At 56.5% G+C, this 18,635-nt stretch carries 15 protein-coding genes; 2 read left to right on the top strand and 13 right to left on the bottom strand.

Annotated elements, in window-relative coordinates; all coding sequences use genetic code 11:
* Positions 1-12: 12 nt before the first annotated feature.
* The 11 genes from tssK to tssA form a co-directional block, all read right to left on the bottom strand.
* Positions 13-1,344: a type VI secretion system baseplate subunit TssK gene (gene tssK / locus BUB69_RS01360; protein ID WP_073161928.1), complete on the bottom strand. Its 1,332-nt coding sequence runs from the start codon at positions 1,342-1,344 to the stop codon at positions 13-15.
* A gap of 2 nt (positions 1,345-1,346) precedes the next feature.
* Positions 1,347-1,835 carry a type VI secretion system lipoprotein TssJ gene (gene tssJ / locus BUB69_RS01355; protein ID WP_073161927.1) on the bottom strand — a complete coding sequence of 163 codons (489 nt, stop codon included), beginning with the start codon at positions 1,833-1,835 and terminating at the stop codon, positions 1,347-1,349.
* Between the two features lie 22 nt (positions 1,836-1,857).
* On the bottom strand, positions 1,858-3,000 hold the full coding sequence (locus BUB69_RS01350; protein ID WP_073161926.1) for a type VI secretion system-associated FHA domain protein: 1,143 nt from the start codon (positions 2,998-3,000) through the stop codon (positions 1,858-1,860).
* 200 nt (positions 3,001-3,200) lie between these two features.
* Positions 3,201-4,715 carry a sigma-54 interaction domain-containing protein gene (locus tag BUB69_RS01345; RefSeq protein WP_073162237.1) on the bottom strand — a complete coding sequence of 505 codons (1,515 nt, stop codon included), beginning with the start codon at positions 4,713-4,715 and terminating at the stop codon, positions 3,201-3,203.
* Positions 4,716-4,725: 10 nt separating this feature from the next.
* Positions 4,726-7,344 (bottom strand): type VI secretion system ATPase TssH, encoded by a 2,619-nt coding sequence (gene tssH / locus BUB69_RS01340; RefSeq protein ID WP_073161925.1) that lies wholly within the window; start codon positions 7,342-7,344, stop codon positions 4,726-4,728.
* Between the two features lie 12 nt (positions 7,345-7,356).
* Positions 7,357-8,364 carry a type VI secretion system baseplate subunit TssG gene (gene tssG, locus BUB69_RS01335; protein ID WP_073161924.1) on the bottom strand — a complete coding sequence of 336 codons (1,008 nt, stop codon included), beginning with the start codon at positions 8,362-8,364 and terminating at the stop codon, positions 7,357-7,359.
* Positions 8,328-10,115, bottom strand: a complete 1,788-nt coding sequence (gene tssF / locus BUB69_RS01330; RefSeq protein ID WP_073161923.1) for a type VI secretion system baseplate subunit TssF — start codon at positions 10,113-10,115, stop codon at positions 8,328-8,330. The genes tssG and tssF overlap by 37 nt, the downstream gene beginning before the upstream one ends.
* Positions 10,116-10,218: 103 nt before the next feature.
* On the bottom strand, positions 10,219-10,632 hold the full coding sequence (tssE, locus tag BUB69_RS01325) for a type VI secretion system baseplate subunit TssE (RefSeq protein WP_073161922.1): 414 nt from the start codon (positions 10,630-10,632) through the stop codon (positions 10,219-10,221).
* Positions 10,629-12,104 (bottom strand): type VI secretion system contractile sheath large subunit, encoded by a 1,476-nt coding sequence (tssC, locus tag BUB69_RS01320; RefSeq protein WP_073161921.1) that lies wholly within the window; start codon positions 12,102-12,104, stop codon positions 10,629-10,631. The genes tssE and tssC overlap by 4 nt, the downstream gene beginning before the upstream one ends.
* A gap of 28 nt (positions 12,105-12,132) precedes the next feature.
* Complete coding sequence (gene tssB / locus BUB69_RS01315; RefSeq protein WP_073161920.1) at positions 12,133-12,630, bottom strand: type VI secretion system contractile sheath small subunit; 498 nt, start codon at positions 12,628-12,630, stop codon at positions 12,133-12,135.
* Positions 12,631-12,656: 26 nt separating this feature from the next.
* Positions 12,657-14,198 (bottom strand): type VI secretion system protein TssA, encoded by a 1,542-nt coding sequence (gene tssA / locus BUB69_RS01310; RefSeq protein ID WP_073161919.1) that lies wholly within the window; start codon positions 14,196-14,198, stop codon positions 12,657-12,659.
* Positions 14,199-14,721: 523 nt separating this feature from the next.
* On the opposite strand from tssA, the gene BUB69_RS01305 reads away from it, so the two are divergent.
* Both BUB69_RS01305 and BUB69_RS01300 read left to right on the top strand, forming a co-directional pair.
* On the top strand, positions 14,722-15,240 hold the full coding sequence (locus tag BUB69_RS01305) for an Hcp family type VI secretion system effector (RefSeq protein ID WP_073161918.1): 519 nt from the start codon (positions 14,722-14,724) through the stop codon (positions 15,238-15,240).
* 293 nt (positions 15,241-15,533) lie between these two features.
* On the top strand, positions 15,534-16,124 hold the full coding sequence (locus tag BUB69_RS01300; protein WP_073161917.1) for a GNAT family N-acetyltransferase: 591 nt from the start codon (positions 15,534-15,536) through the stop codon (positions 16,122-16,124).
* Between the two features lie 36 nt (positions 16,125-16,160).
* Here the strand turns inward: BUB69_RS01300 and BUB69_RS01295 are convergent, their stop codons facing one another.
* A complete protein-coding gene (locus BUB69_RS01295; protein WP_024685675.1) occupies positions 16,161-16,433 on the bottom strand; it encodes a hypothetical protein in 273 nt (90 codons plus the stop codon).
* Between the two features lie 158 nt (positions 16,434-16,591).
* Positions 16,592-18,160 (bottom strand): TerC family protein, encoded by a 1,569-nt coding sequence (locus tag BUB69_RS01290; protein WP_073161916.1) that lies wholly within the window; start codon positions 18,158-18,160, stop codon positions 16,592-16,594.
* Positions 18,161-18,635: the final 475 nt, after the last annotated feature.

The raw sequence follows: 18,635 nt of genomic DNA, 5'->3' as shown, positions 1-18,635 counted from the left end.
GTCCCCTGCCCATCAATTTCTGACTGCCCAAAACTGCAGCTCAAGCCCGGAAAACTCGCCTGACACATGAAACGCAAAGCCGCCGGACGTATCGATCTGAGCCTGTTCGTGGTCGTTGATCTCCAGGACGAAATAGGTTTTGTTCGAGTGAAACGGGATCTGACGCGGAGCCACTGGGAGCGGCCTTATGCGAATCCCGGGCAAATGCAAACTGACCAGTTCGCGAATGCTTTCCACCGAGCCCACCTTGAGGTGCGAGGGCAATCGATGGCGCAACTCCTCAGGGTCACACTGCGCGCGGGCCGCGAGGACGAACGAGCAAGACCCCAGCAACTGTCTGTCCACGCGCGGGGAAACCAATACGCCGTACTGACGGGGCTGCAACTCAAGCTCAATGGCGTGCTGTTCAAGCACCATCGACAACACCTGCCGAATGGCGAGCATCACCTTTTCAAAGGTCGCACCCTGGTCACTGTGTTGATACGCACAGTCAAGCTGCGGTCGTTTGCTTTCAGAGCCGAAAGTCGCCAGTTCACCCAGCAACGCGAGCAAGGCGCGATAGAGGGTTTCAGGATGAACGTCCTGAATCGTCAGGTAATGCTGAAGAACCGGCTCGGTCCGGTTGATCAGTTGCAGCATCATGAAATCACCGACCTCGGCACTGCCGGTCTGTCCGCTCGAGCGCATGCGCGCCGCGATGGCGTTGCCCCGGTGCTCAAGAAGGCCCACGACCTCCTTGAGGCACGACATCAGATAAGCCGATCCGCCAGCATTGATGAACGACGGGACAAACCCGGCATCGAGTCTGATCGCCTTGTCGGCCGTGCTGACCAGTACGTGGCACACTTTGAGCTTCACATAAGCGTGCTCGCTGTGTTGCTCCCCAAGCAGCAACTGAAACTCGGGCCGGGCGCAGAATATTTCCGTCCGGTTGTCCTCACCGGCGTTGGAGTCGGCGATATTGGCCGTGTAAGACGTAAAACGCGCGACCACATCCGGCTGATCGGCACTGCGCGCCTCAATGCAGTTACCCGTCACCAACGGCAATGCCAGATAAACAGCGGTATTGGCAGTGTTTGCGGGTACTTCCAGCACCAGAGGCCTGGCCCTGTCACCCAGGTCGAAAACGGTACCGTCCGCCAGCACGCCTGAAGCGTGGTGAAGCACAATCTGGCCCGAGCCCAGAAACTGCTGATCGATCTCAACCCTCGTAAAACCCCAGATGTAAGCCCCGGTCAGCCGAGTACGTACCCTCATCTGATGGTCGTAGTAGCGATCGTTATGCTGAAAATGCTGAGGGCGCAGCAGCATGCCCTCCTGCCAGACTACCTTGTGCGCATCCATGCTCAACGCCCTGCCCTGGTGATGGATTCGTCACTGCGATGCAGGCCCGCCTCGTCGAGCGTGAACTCGGCACGCGTAAGGCTTTCGGGTGTCAGCTCGATCACATAACGCCATCGTGCTTCCGGCAAATTGCGATAGGCCGCCAGCACACCGACATAACGGCTATCGGGAGCCACTTTCAACTTCAGATCGATGCGCTCGCCAGGTCGCAGTTCAAGCTCTTCGCTGGCAACCAGATCCTGAGCCAGTACATCCTTGCTGCGCGCGTACAGAGAGAAGAAATCCAGGCTCTGAAACGCCGCCGGATGCTTCAACTCAAGCAGGCGCAAAACCGTCGGCGAGGGTCGGCCGTTGAGATCCGGGTTGAGCTGATGGCTTCCCGTCAGGCTGATGTCCAGCCGGGTCTGCGTGGAGTAAGGCGACAGTGCCGAACAGCCGCCACACAGCATGAGCAAGACCACTAGCACTGGCCTCGTTAGGTATGAATACATGGGTCGATCTCTGTGGTTCAGGTCAAAGGGAGTTGATCAAGCGGATCTGTTCGTCATAGGCATGCACAAAGTCCCGGCCCCAGAGCCCGGCGCTCCAGTTATCGTCCCGGACCAGAGCGCTGTGATGATGCACATAGGCGCGCCATCGACTGCCGGCCGTTCGTAGCCACGACTTGCCTTCATGCTCGAAGTGCCAGTGCAGCCGCTGCGGAGAAAAGTGCTCCAGGGTCGAGCGCGCCATGGCCCGGCACCCCGCCAGAAGTGCGACCTGATGAGCCTGCGAATCGCGAAATAACCGCGTGATCGTCCGGGCGGCCTGCTCGGGCTGGCGCTGCATGAGCTGGGAAATGATCAAGCCGCTGTCCGATGCGTCAGATCCGCTTTCGCGTCCGCACTGTTGCGATGTACGCAACTCGGCTTTGAGTTCGTGACGCGTCGCAGAGCTGTGCTCAAGGCCATCGAGGCACTGTTTGAACAGGCGCGCGACATCGACCGCCAGCACCTCGCACGCCGGCGCATCGACATCGCTCAGATCGACACCCAGCGCGTCGCCAAATAGCTGCCAGAACCGTCCGGTATTTCCATCCAGCGGACGAGGAGAATGGTCGGGCTGAACAGCCATCGGGGCAGCGACCAATTCCGGCAAACGTACCTGTTCATGGTCTACCGGCACCTGAACACCGACACCGCTCGATGTGATCCGTGTTGCGATGACTGATGAAAGCTCATCAATAACGCAATACGCGTTGTCACGCGCCTGCAACGCATTCAGGGGATCCAGCGCCGCAGTCAACTGCCCCTTGAGAAGAAATGACGGCAACGCTTGATGGGAGGAGTCACCCCGAAACTGAACACGTTGTGCCCGTATCTCAAGGCTTCCCAAGCGATAGGTATCGCCCTGTCGGATGCGCCTTTTCTCTGCGCCCTGAAGGGTCTCGATACCGTTGATCACGGTCCCGTTCCGGCTGATGTCCGTCAGATAAAACGCGCCGCCCTCTTGACTGACGCGCGCATGCTGTCTGGACACATGAGGTGCGTGATCCTCGATGTACCAATCGCAATCGCCACTGCGCCCGATAATCCCGTTGCCGTCCCTGAACATCCAGGATCGAGCACAGCCCTCCTTGAGCTCCAACGGATTGGTTATTTCAAATACCAGTTCCATCAATACATCTCTTTAGATCATTGATCGCGATTGATTGAAGTCGAGTGGCCCAACGCACGGTATTGGTCGTCGCTGAACTTGAAGGGGCCGCTGCAACCGCCCAGAAACATCGGTAAAACACATAAAAAAAGCACAGCTGTCCGGTGACTGAAGTTCATCAGGCATCTCCATGAAACCAAGGGTGGGATGATCGCGAACGCCTAGCAGCGTCCTTTTTGCGCACTGTTGATATCCAGGTGCGCCAATCGGTAAAGCAGGGTGCGTCTCGACAGCCCCAACGTTCTGGCCGTCACGGTGCGGTTGCCGTTGCTCTTGTGCAGATAATCAAGCAACAGCCCGCGTTCGAACTGCTCCATCCGTTCGCGGAACGTCACACCCGCCAGCCCCTCCTGGGGCGCTGGCGCAAAAGGAAAGTGTTCGGGCAACAGTTCTCCGTTCTCACTGAGCAAGACAGCGCGTTCGACAAAGCCCTTCAATTGCCGGATGTTGCCAGGGAACGGATGACTGGAAAGCGCTGCGAGTGCGGCCTGCGACCAGGCAACCCGTGCGCGCTTGAGCGCATCGCACGCGTTGTCTGCGAAAAGCCTGGCGAGCGGTTCAATATCCTCGACTCGTTGGCGCAGGGCAGGTAGCGCGACCGGAAACTGCGCGAGCCGGTAGTAAAGATCCTCGCGAAACCGCCCTTGCGCGATCAGCGCCGGCAGATCCCGGTGGGTCGCCGCGATGATCCGCACATTGACCTTGCGCACCGTGCTGGAGCCGAGCGGACGTATCTCTCCCTCCTGCAACACACGAAGGAGTTTGGCCTGCAGCCCGATCGGCATGTCGCCGATCTCATCGAGCAGAAGCGTGCCTTCATGCGCAACGTCGAACAGTCCCCGGTGATCACGATCAGCGCCGGTAAACGCACCCTTGCGATAGCCGAACAATTCGCTCTCAAGAAGACTCTCGGGAAACGCCGCGCAGTTCTGCACAACGAACGCCTTCGACCGCCGCGGCCCATGCTCGTGTATGGCGCGGGCAACGACCTCCTTGCCGGTTCCTGTCTCACCGGTGAGCAAGACCGTGTAGGGGCTTTGCAATACCTTGCCGACGAGCTCGCAGGTCTGGCGCATCGTCGCACTGTTGCTGATCAATCCGTAACTCGACACGGCAGGCGGTGATTCGGTTACCGATGGGTATGCAAGAGACTGATGGCGCGTAAGCAGGGCCCGCTGTGACACCACGAAGGCACCCAGACAGCCAAGAGACGCTGTGAAACCCTCCAGTGAGGCCACCTTTCTGCTTGCACAGACCAAGAGCCCGGCGACGCTCTGATCCCGACTCACCAAGGGGATACACGCCAGGGATTTCCAGGCTGACTCGCTGCCGGGCAGAAAACACGTGTTGTAGAGCGCGCAATCCAGATCACTGATGCTGACAGGCTTGCCATTGCGCGCAACGAACTGAAACAGGTGCTCCGCGCTGTAGTCGGTCACATCGTTATCCGGCGATCCCGACCGAATGTTCCCATCCAGTACCTGCGCCTTTAAGTTCAGGCATCCTGGCGTTGCGTCGAACATGAACAATTGGCTCAGTTCGCAACCACTGAGGCGCGAGGCAGCGTGAACGAAATCATTCAGCAGCATGGCGTCGTCAGTCGCCTGTGACAAATGCGTATAGATCGAGCACAGCTGCTGTGCGTAGCTCAAGGGGTGCCGGACCGAGCTGAACATCGGTTCCATCCTATTCAAACTCACAGGCAACACGACCTGCCGCGTCAAGGGTCGCGTGAACCCGGTGGAGGTCTTTGCCCTCGGACATCGCAGCCAGCAACCGATCGGCGATCAGGGGCGTGACGCACGCCTCCAGCAATCGGTCGACACGTCGCGCGCCGGTGTCACCTTGCTCGCAGCGATCAAGCAGGAACGTGACCAGGCGACTGGAGTACCCGAAGCTCAGCCCTCTGTTTTTCAAGCGCGCGCCCATTCGCTGCAGCTTGAGTTCAACCAGCTCACGCAGCACGTCTCTGGTCATCGGGTAGTAAGGCACCACGTGCATTCGGGCCAGCAACGCGGGCTTGAAATGTGCGGTCAGCAGGGGCCGGATACCCGTCTCCAGTTGCTCGAGATCTGGCCGCTGATCCGACTGACACAAGGCCGTAATGCGTTCGCTTCCCAGGTTGGACGTCATCAGAATCAAGGTATTGCGGAAGTCGACCTCCCGGCCCTCACCATCGTTGGCAATGCCTTTGTCGAAGATCTGATAAAACAGGTTCATGACATCAGGGTCAGCCTTCTCCACCTCATCCAGCAGAATCACCGAATAGGGCTTTTGCCGGACGGCTTCGGTCAGCAGCCCCCCTTCCCCATAACCCACATAACCTGGAGGTGCGCCGATCAAACGCGACACCGTATGTTTTTCCTGAAATTCCGACATGTTGATGGTCGTCAGGAAGCGCTCGCCGCCATACAGCAGGTCCGCCAGTGCGATAGCCGTTTCAGTTTTGCCCACCCCGCTGGGTCCCACCAGGAGATACACGCCAACCGGCGCGTCCGGCTTGTTCAAACCGGCCGCAACCGCACGCATGGCTCGGTCGAGCACATGCACAGCCTGGTCCTGACCCCGGATACGCATTTTCAGATCGGCCGCAAAACCGGCGACTTTCGAACTGTATTCCAGCGCAAGCTGTGACAGAGGAATGCCGGTCCAGGCACTGACCACTTCAGCAATCAACCTGGGGCACACTTCAAAACTGACCAGACGCTCGGTGGCCTGGCTGCCGCTCAGCTCGCCAAGGGTCTGTCGCAACTCGGCTTCCAGTGACTCGATGGCCTGATCCACACCGTGCAGTGATTGCGAGCCGCTTGCAGCGTCGCAATTGTGCTGTGTCCGCAGCTCAGTCACCTGCTGGCGCAGCGAAAGCAACCGCTCCACGCCCTTACGTTGCTGTTGCCATGCAGACTCAAGGGCGCTTATCTGCTGCTGGATTGCCTGAAGACCGTCCGTCAGCGCGATAAGCCCCTGTCCGTCAACAGCAAGCCCGGCACCCGCATCACGTTGCATGGCATCAAGCTGGCGTTGCTGCTCGGCAAACGTGGTTCGCAGGCGCTCCAGGTGCTCGGGGGCGGCGGCAAGGCTGATTCGAACCCGCGCGCACGCGGTATCAAGCAGATCCACTGCCTTGTCCGGCAACTGCCGTCCCGTCAGGTAGCGAGCCGATAACTGCGCGGCGGCAACCACGGCATCATCGCGCAGGTAAACCCCGTGGCTTTTTTCGTAGACTGGCGCCAGACCACGCAGGATGGTGATGGCCTCTGCGACGGTGGGCTCAAGCACCCGAACCGGCTGGAAGCGACGCGCCAGAGCAGGATCCTTTTCAAAGTACTTTTTGTACTCTGCCCAAGTGGTCGCAGCAATTGCGCGCAACTCTCCGCGGGCCAGGGCCGGCTTGAGCAGATTCGCAGCATCCGAGCCACCCGCCTGCCCTCCAGCGCCTATCAGGGTATGCGCTTCGTCGATAAACAGGATGACGCTCTGCGCTGACGCTTTGACCTCTTCAATCACGCCGTTCAGACGACGCTCGAACTCGCCCTTGATGCTCGCACCTGCCTGCAGCAGCCCCATGTCCAGGGTAAGCAGCTCAACGTCCTTGAGGGACTCGGGCACCTCCCCTTCGATGATTCTCAGGGCCAGTCCCTCGACGATCGCGGTCTTGCCGACGCCGGCCTCGCCGACCACGATCGGATTGTTCTTGCGCCGCCGGGCAAGGATGTCGACCATCTGGCGTATGGCTTCGTCACGACACAGCACAGGGTCGAGCCGACCTTCACGTGCCTGTTGAGTCAGGTTGTGAGTGAAGCGTTTGAGCCACGACTCGTCCACGCCCTTCAACGGCTGTGCATCTGCACCCGCCTGATCACCAAGTGCAAAATCGCGCAAACGATCGGCATTGATCGTGCTCAACAGCCGGTGATAGCGAGCGCCTGCGTAACGCATCGGATTACGCAACAACGCCAGAATGAGCGCTGCCTGTTCGATGTGGTTCTGGCGCAGTTCCAGATTCGCCACCAGCAGCGCGTCTTGAAGCCACTGAATCAACTCTGTCGCGAACACAGGATTGCTGGATGCATTGTGTTCGATCGCGGGCTGCAGCGTAGCAGCCAGGTGTGCGGACTCGGCACCTGCGTCCAGCAGCGCACGAGCGAGAAGACTTTCAGGACGCTCCAGCAAGGCCAGTAACAGGTCCTCCACCAGAATTTTGCTGCCGCCCCTGGCCACACATCGCCCCGCGCAACTCTCCAGGTCCTGCCGAGTGTGCGCATCCAGTGCGTTGACCAGTTGTTGCAGATCTACGTTGATCATGAATATCTGTCCTTAATGAATAGACTGGCCGAGCGTGACAACACCGTCCGCCCGCTCGCACCCCAACCAACTGGTCCAGCCGAGGCGGCAGGTATTCTGCTCGCCGATACGCAGCTCCCTGATCTCCTCACGGCGCAATGCCAGAGAGAGGTCGTAGGCGAGAAAGTCGCGCTGCGTGAAACGCACCAGCGCCTTCAGCGGCTGATGCCCTGGCCCGATGGGAAGAAACTCGTGAAAGCGCTCCCAGCACAGTTGTTTGATGTGGATACGAAACTTGCCGCTTCGATCACGAACACGCTCGCCCAGCACCACGTCATACCCCACTCGGTGATTGACGCGGCCCAATGAATTGAGCTGTCCCGCGCTGATGTACACCTCACGCTGCGTGCATTGTTCGATGAACAGGTCTGCATGCTTGAAGTAATAGCGAAGAACCGACTCGATCAGCGCAGCAGAGTGGGCGCGCAGACTGAGCAACCCCAGGTAGGGAAGCAGTCGCTTCCAGTTGAGTTCGCGCGTCCCTCGGATCCGCTCGCCACCCAGCCCGATCAACGCAAACAAATGCTCGGAAAATGGGTCCTTTGCACCTTTGGTAAAAACAGCGCGATAACGGTACTTGCGCCAGACAGGCAACATGAGTTTCTGGAGACGGTGGTGAAAAAGATCGAGAAAATCTAGGGTCGCATTACAACGGCTTCCATCATCCAGCGCCTGCTCACTGTAAAAGGCAGGCAAAGGCGAACCGGATCCACACAGGCTGATAACGTTAAGGCGCAGCCGAACGTGGACGAGCCCACGCTCTTCGAAAAGCTCAAGCCCTTCGATATCGCTTCCGGGAAACCCCAGGCTCGGATTTGCCTGCAGTTCCAGAAACTCATGCAGGCCCTCATCGTCGGCCGTGGGGTGCAATTGACGCAGTACATTCAAAATCAGCGGGATGGCCTGATAGATCGAGTACTCGCGGATCGTGCGCCCCAACGCAACTAGAGCAGCGGCTGGAGTCCCATGCGCGGTGTCCATTCGTAAATATCTCCGTGAGTACTTTTTACATGCAGTTCATGGAATGAATTGAGGCTGGCGTAGAGCGCAAAGAACTCATTGAGTACCGAAGCAAACAGGAAGAGCGTGCCCTCCCCCACATAGCCATCGGGATTGATCACCAACACTGTCTTGACGCCACGTACCGGACGGCCTTTGTACAACCGATCAACAGGTTGATGGCTGATCGACTCAAGACCGTTGAGCAGATGCCGACTGGTTTTCTCGGACTGCTGATCGTAATGACGCGGCAAGTCGTAGGTTTCCAGAATGACTTTCAACGCATCAATATTGGCCAGCGACAAGTAGTTGAGCGACATGTTGCTGATGACTCGCCACAGGAAATCCCGACTGATAGGAGGTGGATAACTGGGGGTGGCGGGCATGATATTTTTGAACCGAAGAGCGTCTGGTGTTCCATCACACGCCCTGGAAATACCCCCCACTTCAATCTGCAAGGGAAGGTTATGGTTCGTGCAGGTCAGCCTGATGGAAACCGCTTCCTGATACTCGGCACCGCGAAGATCGAAACTCAAGTAAGTGTCCAGCCCCTCGTACTGCAAGGACGGACGCTGGCGAACACTGTAGAAGGGTGTATTGGCCTTCACATCAGCCACCGGATCATGTTCAAACGACTCGAACACTACATATTCCTGGTGCCCCAGACCGCCTGACTGCCAGCCCGTTACTTTGTCGACCGAATACACACCGCAACTGTCCACGCTGTCTCTGGATGGCATGAGCAGATACTCATCCCGTTTGCCATCGACGAGAATAGGCAAGGCGTCCTGTTCAAACAGATTCACCACAGGCGTGCAGTAAAGCCTTACATGATCCAGGGTAGGACGCAGACGTTGAATATCCGCACCTTTGATCGTGAAAGCCAACTGTAATCCGCGCGCGCTTTTCAGAAGCGCCTCAGGCAGGGCATTGAAAACACCCAATCCCTTCACGTCGACAAACATGAATTTTTCCTGGAAGAAAAAATACTCCTGCAGGTACCGATAACCCCGAAAGGTATTGAAGGGATAAGGTATTAACGCTTCCTCTTCAGCGAAGCCGACCGGGCACACTTCGCTGACCGGAATCTGAAACTCGATGGGCTGGCCGTCCTGACCAACAAGCAGACCACCCTCGGCATCCAGCAAGTTCAAGTTGATCCCTTGCAGTTTACGCATCAGCCCAAGGTATAGCGCCTGGCTGATATGACGATCACCTGCAAGGTGCAGCCTCAGTCGGGTCAACTGAACATCACCTACATGACCATCGCAGCTCATTTCCAGATGTAGCTTCAAGGTCACGCCATCACTGGTCGAAGAATAATTCAGCTCTTTAAGCACGAGCGGCAACACTTCCGTCGCAAAGCACGTACGGAACTGGCAGACCACACCGTTGACCGGCTCACTCTCGACAGGGGTCGAACGTTCGACCAGCACGGCTGGCCCAGGCCGCAGCAATGGCTCGAACTCAAGCATGCTGACCGATGGCAGCGGCCGCATGTAGTTGGGCCATAGCAACTGCATCAAGGAGTGCGTCAGCTCGGGCAATTCGTCATCCAGCTTCTGACGCAGCCGCCCTGTCAGAAATGCGAACCCTTCGAGTAACCGCTCAACATCCGGGTCACGCCCTGTCTGCCCCAGAAAAGGTGCCAACGCAGGATTACGCTCGGAGAAACGACGCCCAAGGTGACGCAACGCCGAGAGCTCATCCTGATAGTAGTCATTGAAAGACAACGTTCGTTTACCTGTTTTGAAGTGGGTACATGCTGTGGTTTAAAAGGTGCAAGCAACGCGGTGTCTGTGTTAACGAACACACGCGCTGCTCGCGGGCAGACGTTCAGTGACTGCTCACGTTCACGCAGCCACGGCCATCCAGAGCGCCGTGAAATACCACTTCCTTATTAACGCCATCAACCTCAAGAAACGCCTTGATGGAGAACATAAACATCAACACATTGTCGTGATCAGGTTCTGCCATGACCCGAACATGGCTGAGGCGTGGTTCATAAGTACCAATGAAGTGTTCAATGGACTTCTGAGCGTGCCGCAGTGTGTCGTGAAGACTGAGGCGCATATCGTTCAAGTCTGGAAGGCCGTAATCAGGCAGCATGTGGACGCTGCCTGCACGAGTGCTTAACATTCTTGAAAGATGCGCCGCCACCGAAGCCATCAGGCGCGCTTCACGACTCAATCCGGTTCGGGTGTCAGCGGTGTTGCCCAGTCGCTCGAACAAACTGGCGCCGCAGGTCATTCCTTATCCATCTTCCCAACCAGAGAAAGCGTGAACGAGGCCCCCATGTATTTGAAGTGCGGACGCACGTTCAGCCCGACGCGATACCAGCCCGGATCACCCTCGACATCACTGACGGTGATATGCGCGGCACGCAGCGGACGCCGGCCGCGAACCTCGGCACCCGGATTTTCCTGGTCAGCCACGTATTGACGTATCCATTTATTGAGTTGAAGTTCAAGGTCCGTCCGTTCTTTCCATGAGCCGATCTGCTCGCGTTGCAACACTTTGATGTAGTGAGCCAGTCGATTGACGATCATCATGTAGGGCAGTTGAGTGCCCAGCTTGTAATTGAGTTCGGCGGTCTTGCCCTCTGGACTGTTTCCAAAGAACTTGGGTTTTTGCACAGAATTCGCCGAGAAAAAAGCTGCGTTGTCGCTCCCCTTGCGCATGGTCAACGCAATAAACCCCTCTTCCGCCAACTCATACTCGCGGCGGTCGGAGACCAGGACCTCGGTGGGTATCTTGGTTTCAATCTCGCCCATGCTATCGAAATGATGCAACGGCAGGTCTTCAACGGCCCCGCCGCTTTGCGGGCCTATAATGTTGGGGCACCAGCGAAACCTGGCAAAACTGTCAGTCAAGCGTGTCGCAAACGCATACGCGGTGTTACCCCACAGATAATGCTCATGCCCACTGGCAACATTCTCTCTGTAGGCGAACGTCTTGACCGGATTTTCCTCCGGGTCGTAGGGGCTACGAAGCAGGAAACGAGGCACCGTCAGCGCAAGATACCGGGCATCTTCCTGCTGACGGAAACTCTGCCACTTGGCAAACTGCGGACCTTCGAAATGATCCCTCAGGTCCTTGAGATCAGGCAGACCGGTGAACTGTTCAAGTCCAAAAAACTGCGGCCCGGCTGCTGCGACGAAAGGCGCGTGTGCCATGCATGCCACGCTCGACACGTACTGCATGGTCTTGACGTCGGGCGAACTGGCGGAAAAATAGTAGTTGGCAATGATTGCACCCACCGGATTGCCACCGAACTGCCCGTATTCCGCGGTATACACATGCTTGTAGAGGCCGGACTGGAACACTTCGGGCGAGTCTTCGAAGTCGTCCAGCAAGTCCTGCTTGGACACATTCAGCATCTCGATCTTGATATTCTCTCGAAAATCCGTTCGATCGATCAGCAACTTCAACCCGCGCCAGGAAGACTCCAGCGCCTGAAATTCGAGGTGGTGCAGGATCTCATCCACCTGACGACTGAGCTTGACATCGATCTCGGTGATCATACGGTCAACCAGCGCCTTTTTGACCGGCTCGGCACTGTTCTGAGGTTTGAGCAACTCTTCGATAAACGCGGCCACGCCGCGTTTCGCTATCGCGTAGGCTTCGTCACCGGGAGACATCCTGGTTTCAGCGATGATCTGATCAAGAATGCCGAACTCTGCCTGTTCGGCAGTGTTTTGCTGTGCAACGTTGGTCTTCATGGATGTGCCTCCTGGCCGTTCAAACGTTTCATGCTTGCACCGCCTCGACACCTAGTTCTTCAAGCACTCGATGGCGGGATGTTTCATCGGTGAGTACACTTTCAATCGCCTTGCGAAACGCCGGCGCATTGCCTAACGGCCCTTTGAGGGCCATCAAGGCGTCTCTTAACTCCATGAGCTTTTTCAGTTCCGGAACTTGCTCGACCAGGCTGGCGGGATTGAAGTCGCTCATGGAACTGACTTTGATATCCACCGCGAGCTCAGTGGCCTCACCCTCCGTCTGCAAGCGATTCGGCACGCTCAATGAAAGTTGCAGTTCCTGCTTGGCCAGCACCTCATCGAAATTATTCTTGTCGATGCTGATCGACTTGCGGTCTTCAAGTTTTCGCTCATCGACCCGCTGAACGAAATCCCCCAGCACTAACAACTTCAGAGGCAACTCAATCTCTTCCTGGGCGTCGCCGATGGCGGGTTTGAACGTGACGTTTATCCGTTCTTTAGGCGCGACAGAGCCTTCTTTGGCCATAGTTTCTCTCCTTGCCTGTGCAGGCGTTATGATTTGCTCAATACCGACTCAAAATCGTACTGACACAACCGTCGATAGAGTGCTTCCTTACTCACCCGAGTCTCTTGAGTCGGGGGAAGCAGTTCATAGCAACTGTATAAAAGTTGCGAAACCTCCAGAAAGGTGTCGAACTCCCAGTGCTCAAGCCCTGCGTTCTGAAGTTGCTGATCCAGCAGTTCCAGCTGAACCCTGGCCAGCTCAAATTTCTTTGCCCGACAACAGAGCCGGGCGACAGCAAATTGCCAAAAAAAACGTTCACGCGCGTTGCGTGCTTCTTTCAGGTGCTGCATTAATACTTGAACGGCCTGTTTGAAACCGGTTTTCGGCAGCGCCTCGGCAACCTCATCCGACACGACATTCCAAACGGTTCCGACACTGGCATTAGCCGAAGAACGCTCAGACTGCTCGGGAGTAACGTGCGGCATTACATGAGTCGCTATCCAACTCTGCGTGGCCTCATCAGCAAACGGTTGCCCGTCGTAAAAGTGCAGGTCGGCGATGCCGGAAACCCGCTGCAGAAAAAGCGCAAACTGGATTTCAACTTCACGCATTGCCCCCTGGGCCTGAAGTGCTTCAAAACACTCCCAGACCATACGCTGACCGTCGAACCAAAACGGCGAACGCGCGATGCTCATTTCAATGTCCACTACCAGATCGGCGTATTTACCCTGCTCAAAACGCCCTTTGTAATCATTCAATCTATCCGCAGGCAGGCCGCGCAGCGCTGTTATCCGTTCGCCATTGCAATCCGGCGCGGACTCGATCGTAAGCCACAGCAGCGTGCGATTAAGACGCAACGCACGTGGATCGGTCGCCTTCTGTCGCAACCACCAGGCACACAGCGCCCGGGCAAGTTCCTGTTGAGTGCCGAGCGCTTTGCGAGCCTCTTTATCATTGCCCACAGGAGCAGGACTGAAAAGCTGAGTCGCGACTTCCTTGACCTGCGTAACAATTGCCATGGGCTTGCTCTCGTCTTGAGATGCAAGCTTTAGCATGCGGTCCAATCGCCTGCGCAGTGGCAGCAGCAAAGGCGACGCTTCCCCGAAGTGAAGCCCCAGCAACTCATCCAACACTTCTAAATGCACTGACAGTCTTTCAAACAGCGACAACTGCTTTTTTACAGACACCTCTTCCACAAGGACTTTTTCGAGTCGGGACACCAGCCACGCAAAGGCTGCTGTGCGTGTTCCCGATTTGATCGGGTACAAAACGGGCCAGTGGTGTTTACATATATGAAGTAACAATTCTATCCCAGCCAATAAACCTGGAAACGCTTCGCATTTATAGAGCGCCCAGACTAACCAGCACGCGACACGAAGGTCCTTGGACTGTTCGCGCAGAATACGTTCACTGAGTTCGCGAACCTTGTCCCAGTCAACATGTCCGGCCCCGTGCATTGATTGCTCACCCTTGAGGTGAGTTTCCAACGCTTCAAAATCGGTCGAATAGCGAACATCATTACCTGCGTAACAAAGACTGGAAATGGACGTCTGAGCAATACGAAGGTAAAGAGCAGAGAGTCTGTCCATGTGCCGCCCTACTGTTATTCTTATCGCCAATCGATAGGTGTTTAACGCTGAATACTGTTGACGGGGTAAACATTAACTTTAAGATTTGCCTTTAACAAGCCACTCAATCGCGCACACTATCTTTTCAGAAATGTCCTACAGCGCAGAACAGAATAATTGTAGGACCACAAACTAAACACAACCGTTCGCCTGCGTCATTTCCGCCCACGCCCACAACTGCCGCATCCGCTCTGGCAACATGCGCAACTATTTACACACGCTCCAGCGCTGCACACCTGGTGCTGGTTACTTACACTTAATAAACACTGACCTTTGCAAGCGCTGCGCAACTATTCTTCCTCCTGTGCAAAAAGCTGCGCAACTCCCCACACTCAGCAGCCTGCAAGATCACGAAGAACACTGATTTGACTCACCAGAAGGCCATGTAATCGGGTTTTTCATCAAATGGCACGGTTCTTGTTAATACTCGATGACCAGCAAAACAGAACAGGCTGGGTATTCAGTATTATAAGGAGCGTACCTAATGGCAACACCTGCTTACATAACGATTACTAGCGAAACGCGTGGCGTTTTGACCCTGAATGCTTTTACTCAAGAGTCTGTAGGGAGTATTTATCAAGAGGGGCATACTGATCAGGCCATGGTACAGGCCTTCAGCCATATGATAACGATCCCTCGGGATCCGCAATCAGGCCAGCCCACCGGACAACGCGTTCATTCACCTCTGTGCATTACCAAAATCTTCGATAAATCATCGCCATTACTCCAACAGGCGCTCACCTCCGGCGAGCAACTGAGCAAGGTCGAGATCGTGTGGTACCGCACCTCAAGCGAAGGCAAGCAGGAGCCCTACTACACGACGCTGCTGGAGAAGGCGATCATCGTCGAGATCAAGGACTACATGTACAACTGCCAGGACTCCGCCACGTCACAATTCACTCACCTTGAAGACGTCCATTTTTCTTATCGCAAGATCACCTGGACCCATGAAAAAGCCAGTACATCGGGCTCTGACGATTGGGGCAGCCCGATCTCGGCCTGAATGTGACTGACGGCTATCGACTCGCAAGGGCCGATAGCCTCTACGACCTTTTTTCACACAGAACACGAGTGTGATGACACACTCCCCTCTACTTCTGTTGCCACTCCCGGCAACATGGAAGTCCCTCGCAGACCAACGCACCTGCGGAATCGCAACCGTCAGAGACGCTTGAAAAACGAATCCGTGCGCCCCGACGAGGCGTTTTATCCACCCTGCTTGCGCCCTCCTCATCCAACGAATAAGGTGCTCTTCAGCGCAGTCCAGTACCCGTGAGCCTCGAACAAAGGTCCCCCATGATCCAGATCCGCACCATGACCCCAGAAGACTTCGACCGCTTCTGGCCCACCTTCCAGTCTGTCGCAGTGGCTCAGGAAACCTACGCCTACGACCCGGCATTGACGTTTGAGCAGGCCCGTGACATCTGGATGAAGCTGCCCATGCACACGCTGGTCGCGGAGGAACAAGGTGAATTGCTCGGCAGCTATTACCTGAAGGCGAATGCTGCAGGTCCAGGTGATCATGTCTGCAACTGTGGCTATATGGTGACCGATGCGGCGCGTGGCCGGGGGGTGGCGCGGTTGATGTGCGAGCACTCGCAGCAACTGGCGCGTGACAGTGGCTTTCAAGCCATGCAGTTCAACTCGGTGGTCGCGGCCAATGAAATCGCCGTGGCGCTCTGGACCAAGCTTGGATTCGACACTGTCGGACGCCTGCCTAAAGCCTATCGGCATGCCCGGCTGGGTCTGGTGGACTGCCTGGTGATGTTCAAGTGGTTGGGCGATGCGCCCAAGGCCGACGAACGTGACACACGCCAACCTGCGCAATCCATGTTGATCGGGCGCAAGAACATCGAATCCGTCGTTTCACGTCCACGTCGCAAGTAACCCACTGCCCTTGCCGCAGGCTTGCCGATCAGCCTGTCACTCCTTGACCTCGGTCAGTGAGAACCGATGCCCCCTGGTATCTCGCACTTCGGCGCCCACGATGTAAGCGATGGTCTGTCCATCATGGTCGACCAGGCGCTGCGGAGTTCCAAGACTCAATGTGCCGATTTCGCCGCTCCAGTCTCGACGCGGATCGTGTTCCAGGTACGCATAAACCTTGCGCTCGCGAATGCGCCAGACCGGATAGCGCTTGCGAGTGGAGATGACATCGTAGGTCAGGTTGGGGTTGAAAATGAACGCAGCAGTCATGGCAGTCTCCGTTTCATGGGGTGGCTGACTGCGCGGTGAAGCCACGTGATTGATCCAGAATAGACCACTCTTGCAACGCGTCGCCTGTGATCGGACGACCAACCGTAACCCCACGAAAAACGGGCCTTCCGGCCCGTTTTCGTTGTCACTGCATGTCGCTACTTGCCCGTGCTTGCTTCGGGCTGCCGTTGCAACAACACCCGGGTAACACGACGCTCTTCAACGCCCACCACTTTAAGGTCCCAACCCTGCCAATTGAGGCTGTCGCCCGTCGTCGGCAAGCGGTCCAGCAGACTCATGACCAGGCCGGCCAGCGTCTGGTAATCGTCGGTGGCCTGGGCCTGAAAGCCGGTCCGTTCGCGGATCAGGCTCAGGTTCAGGGCACCCGACACGATGAAGTCATCACCCTGCGCCACGATGTCCGGACCTTCGACCTCACTGGCATCTGGCAACTGGCCGGCAATCGATTCCAGGATATCGGTCATGCTCAACACACCGATGAAATCACCGAACTCATTGACCACGAACGCAATGTGGGTCGACTCCTTGCGCATCTGCTCCAGTGCATTGAGGATCGTGAAGTTCTCAAGCAGGTTGATGGCCTTGCGTGACAGCAGCCTCAGATCAGGCTCGTTGCCGGACAACAGCTCCTTGAGCAGTTCCTTCTTGTGCACGAAGCCCAACGGCTCGTCGATACCGCCTTCGCCGATCAGCGGCAGACGCGAGTACGAGGAGTGCATCAGTTTCAGGCGGATCTTGTCAGCGTCGTCGTTCAGGTCGATGTAGTCGATCTCGGCGCGTGGCGTCATGACCGTACGAATCGGGCGTTCTGCCAATTGCAGGACACCGCTGATCATCACGCGCTCACGGCGGTCGAACACCGGCCCGGCACTTTCGCCTTCCATCATGTCGATGATTTCCTCGTCGACATCACCAGACTCCAACCGGCGACCGCCCAGCAATCGCATGACAGCATGGGCTGCGCGCTCGCGACGGGGAAGATGACCATGGTTGGACTTCTTGCTGCGCTTGCGGGCGATCTGGTTGAACACCTCGATCAGGATCGAGAAGCCGATGGCCGCATACAGATAGCCTTTGGGGATATGGAAACCCAGGCCTTCCGCGGTCAGGCTGAAGCCGATCATCATCAAAAAGCCCAGGCACAGCATGATGACGGTAGGGCGACTGTTGACGAATTTGGTCAGCGGTTTGCTGGCTATCAGCATCAGGCCGATGGAGAAGATCACGGCAATCATCATCACCGACAGGTGCTCGACCATACCCACAGCCGTGATCACCGCGTCCAGCGAGAACACCGCATCCAGTACGACGATCTGCGCCACGATAGGCCAGAACAACGCATAGCCTGCATTGGCTGCTTTTTGACTGACATGCCCTTCGAGTCGCTCGTGCAACTCCATGGTGGCTTTGAACAGCAGGAAAATACCACCGAACAACATGATCAGGTCACGACCGGAGAACGTCTTGCCGAACACGTCGAAAAGCGGCTCGGTCAGTGTCACCATCCAGGAAATACTGGCCAGCAGGCCAAGTCGCATGATCAAGGCCAGCGACAGACCGATCACCCGCGCCTTGTCGCGCTGTTCGGGCGGAAGTTTGTCAGCCAGAATAGCGATGAACACCAGGTTATCGATACCCAGTACCAGTTCCAGAACGATCAGCGTCAGCAGGCCAAGCCATGCCGTTGGATCAGCAATCCATTCCATGGGAATTATTCAGCCTCTAGAACTTGAAGAAGGTGACGAGCAGACACGACCGTAGCTGCCAAAGATTCATCAGCGACGATACGAGGTAAACGGAGGGTTGAAACGCTGGAAAGAAAGGGAGGTGCGCCATATGAACAAGAGGTCACTGGCCAGCCAATGGCTGATGAAGGAAAACAACTCGGAGGTTCCTGGAGGGTGTTCATACGGTCCTGAAATTGAATGCGGGCGATGATCGTACAATACACAGATTGGTTTAGCGCGCCGAATAAGTATTACAAGAGTTGACCGGGAATTGATTGAGCGCCATCGCCAACGTCATGCCGGGCGACGTTTTGTCGCACCCTGATTCATGACCAGTTGTCTGACAACGCAGGATTCGCGGTAGCTGACGATCATCAATTTGTTTTAAAATGTTGCCATAACGTCATTGATGCCCGGAATCGAAAAGCAGACACCTGCCGCTGTCGAATCCGAC

It is taken from the genome of Pseudomonas asturiensis (genome assembly GCF_900143095.1).
Classification (GTDB): Bacteria; Pseudomonadota; Gammaproteobacteria; order Pseudomonadales; family Pseudomonadaceae; genus Aquipseudomonas; species Aquipseudomonas asturiensis.
The sequence above is the reverse complement of the archived record's forward strand: the minus strand, read 5'-3'. Positions and strand labels throughout refer to the sequence as shown.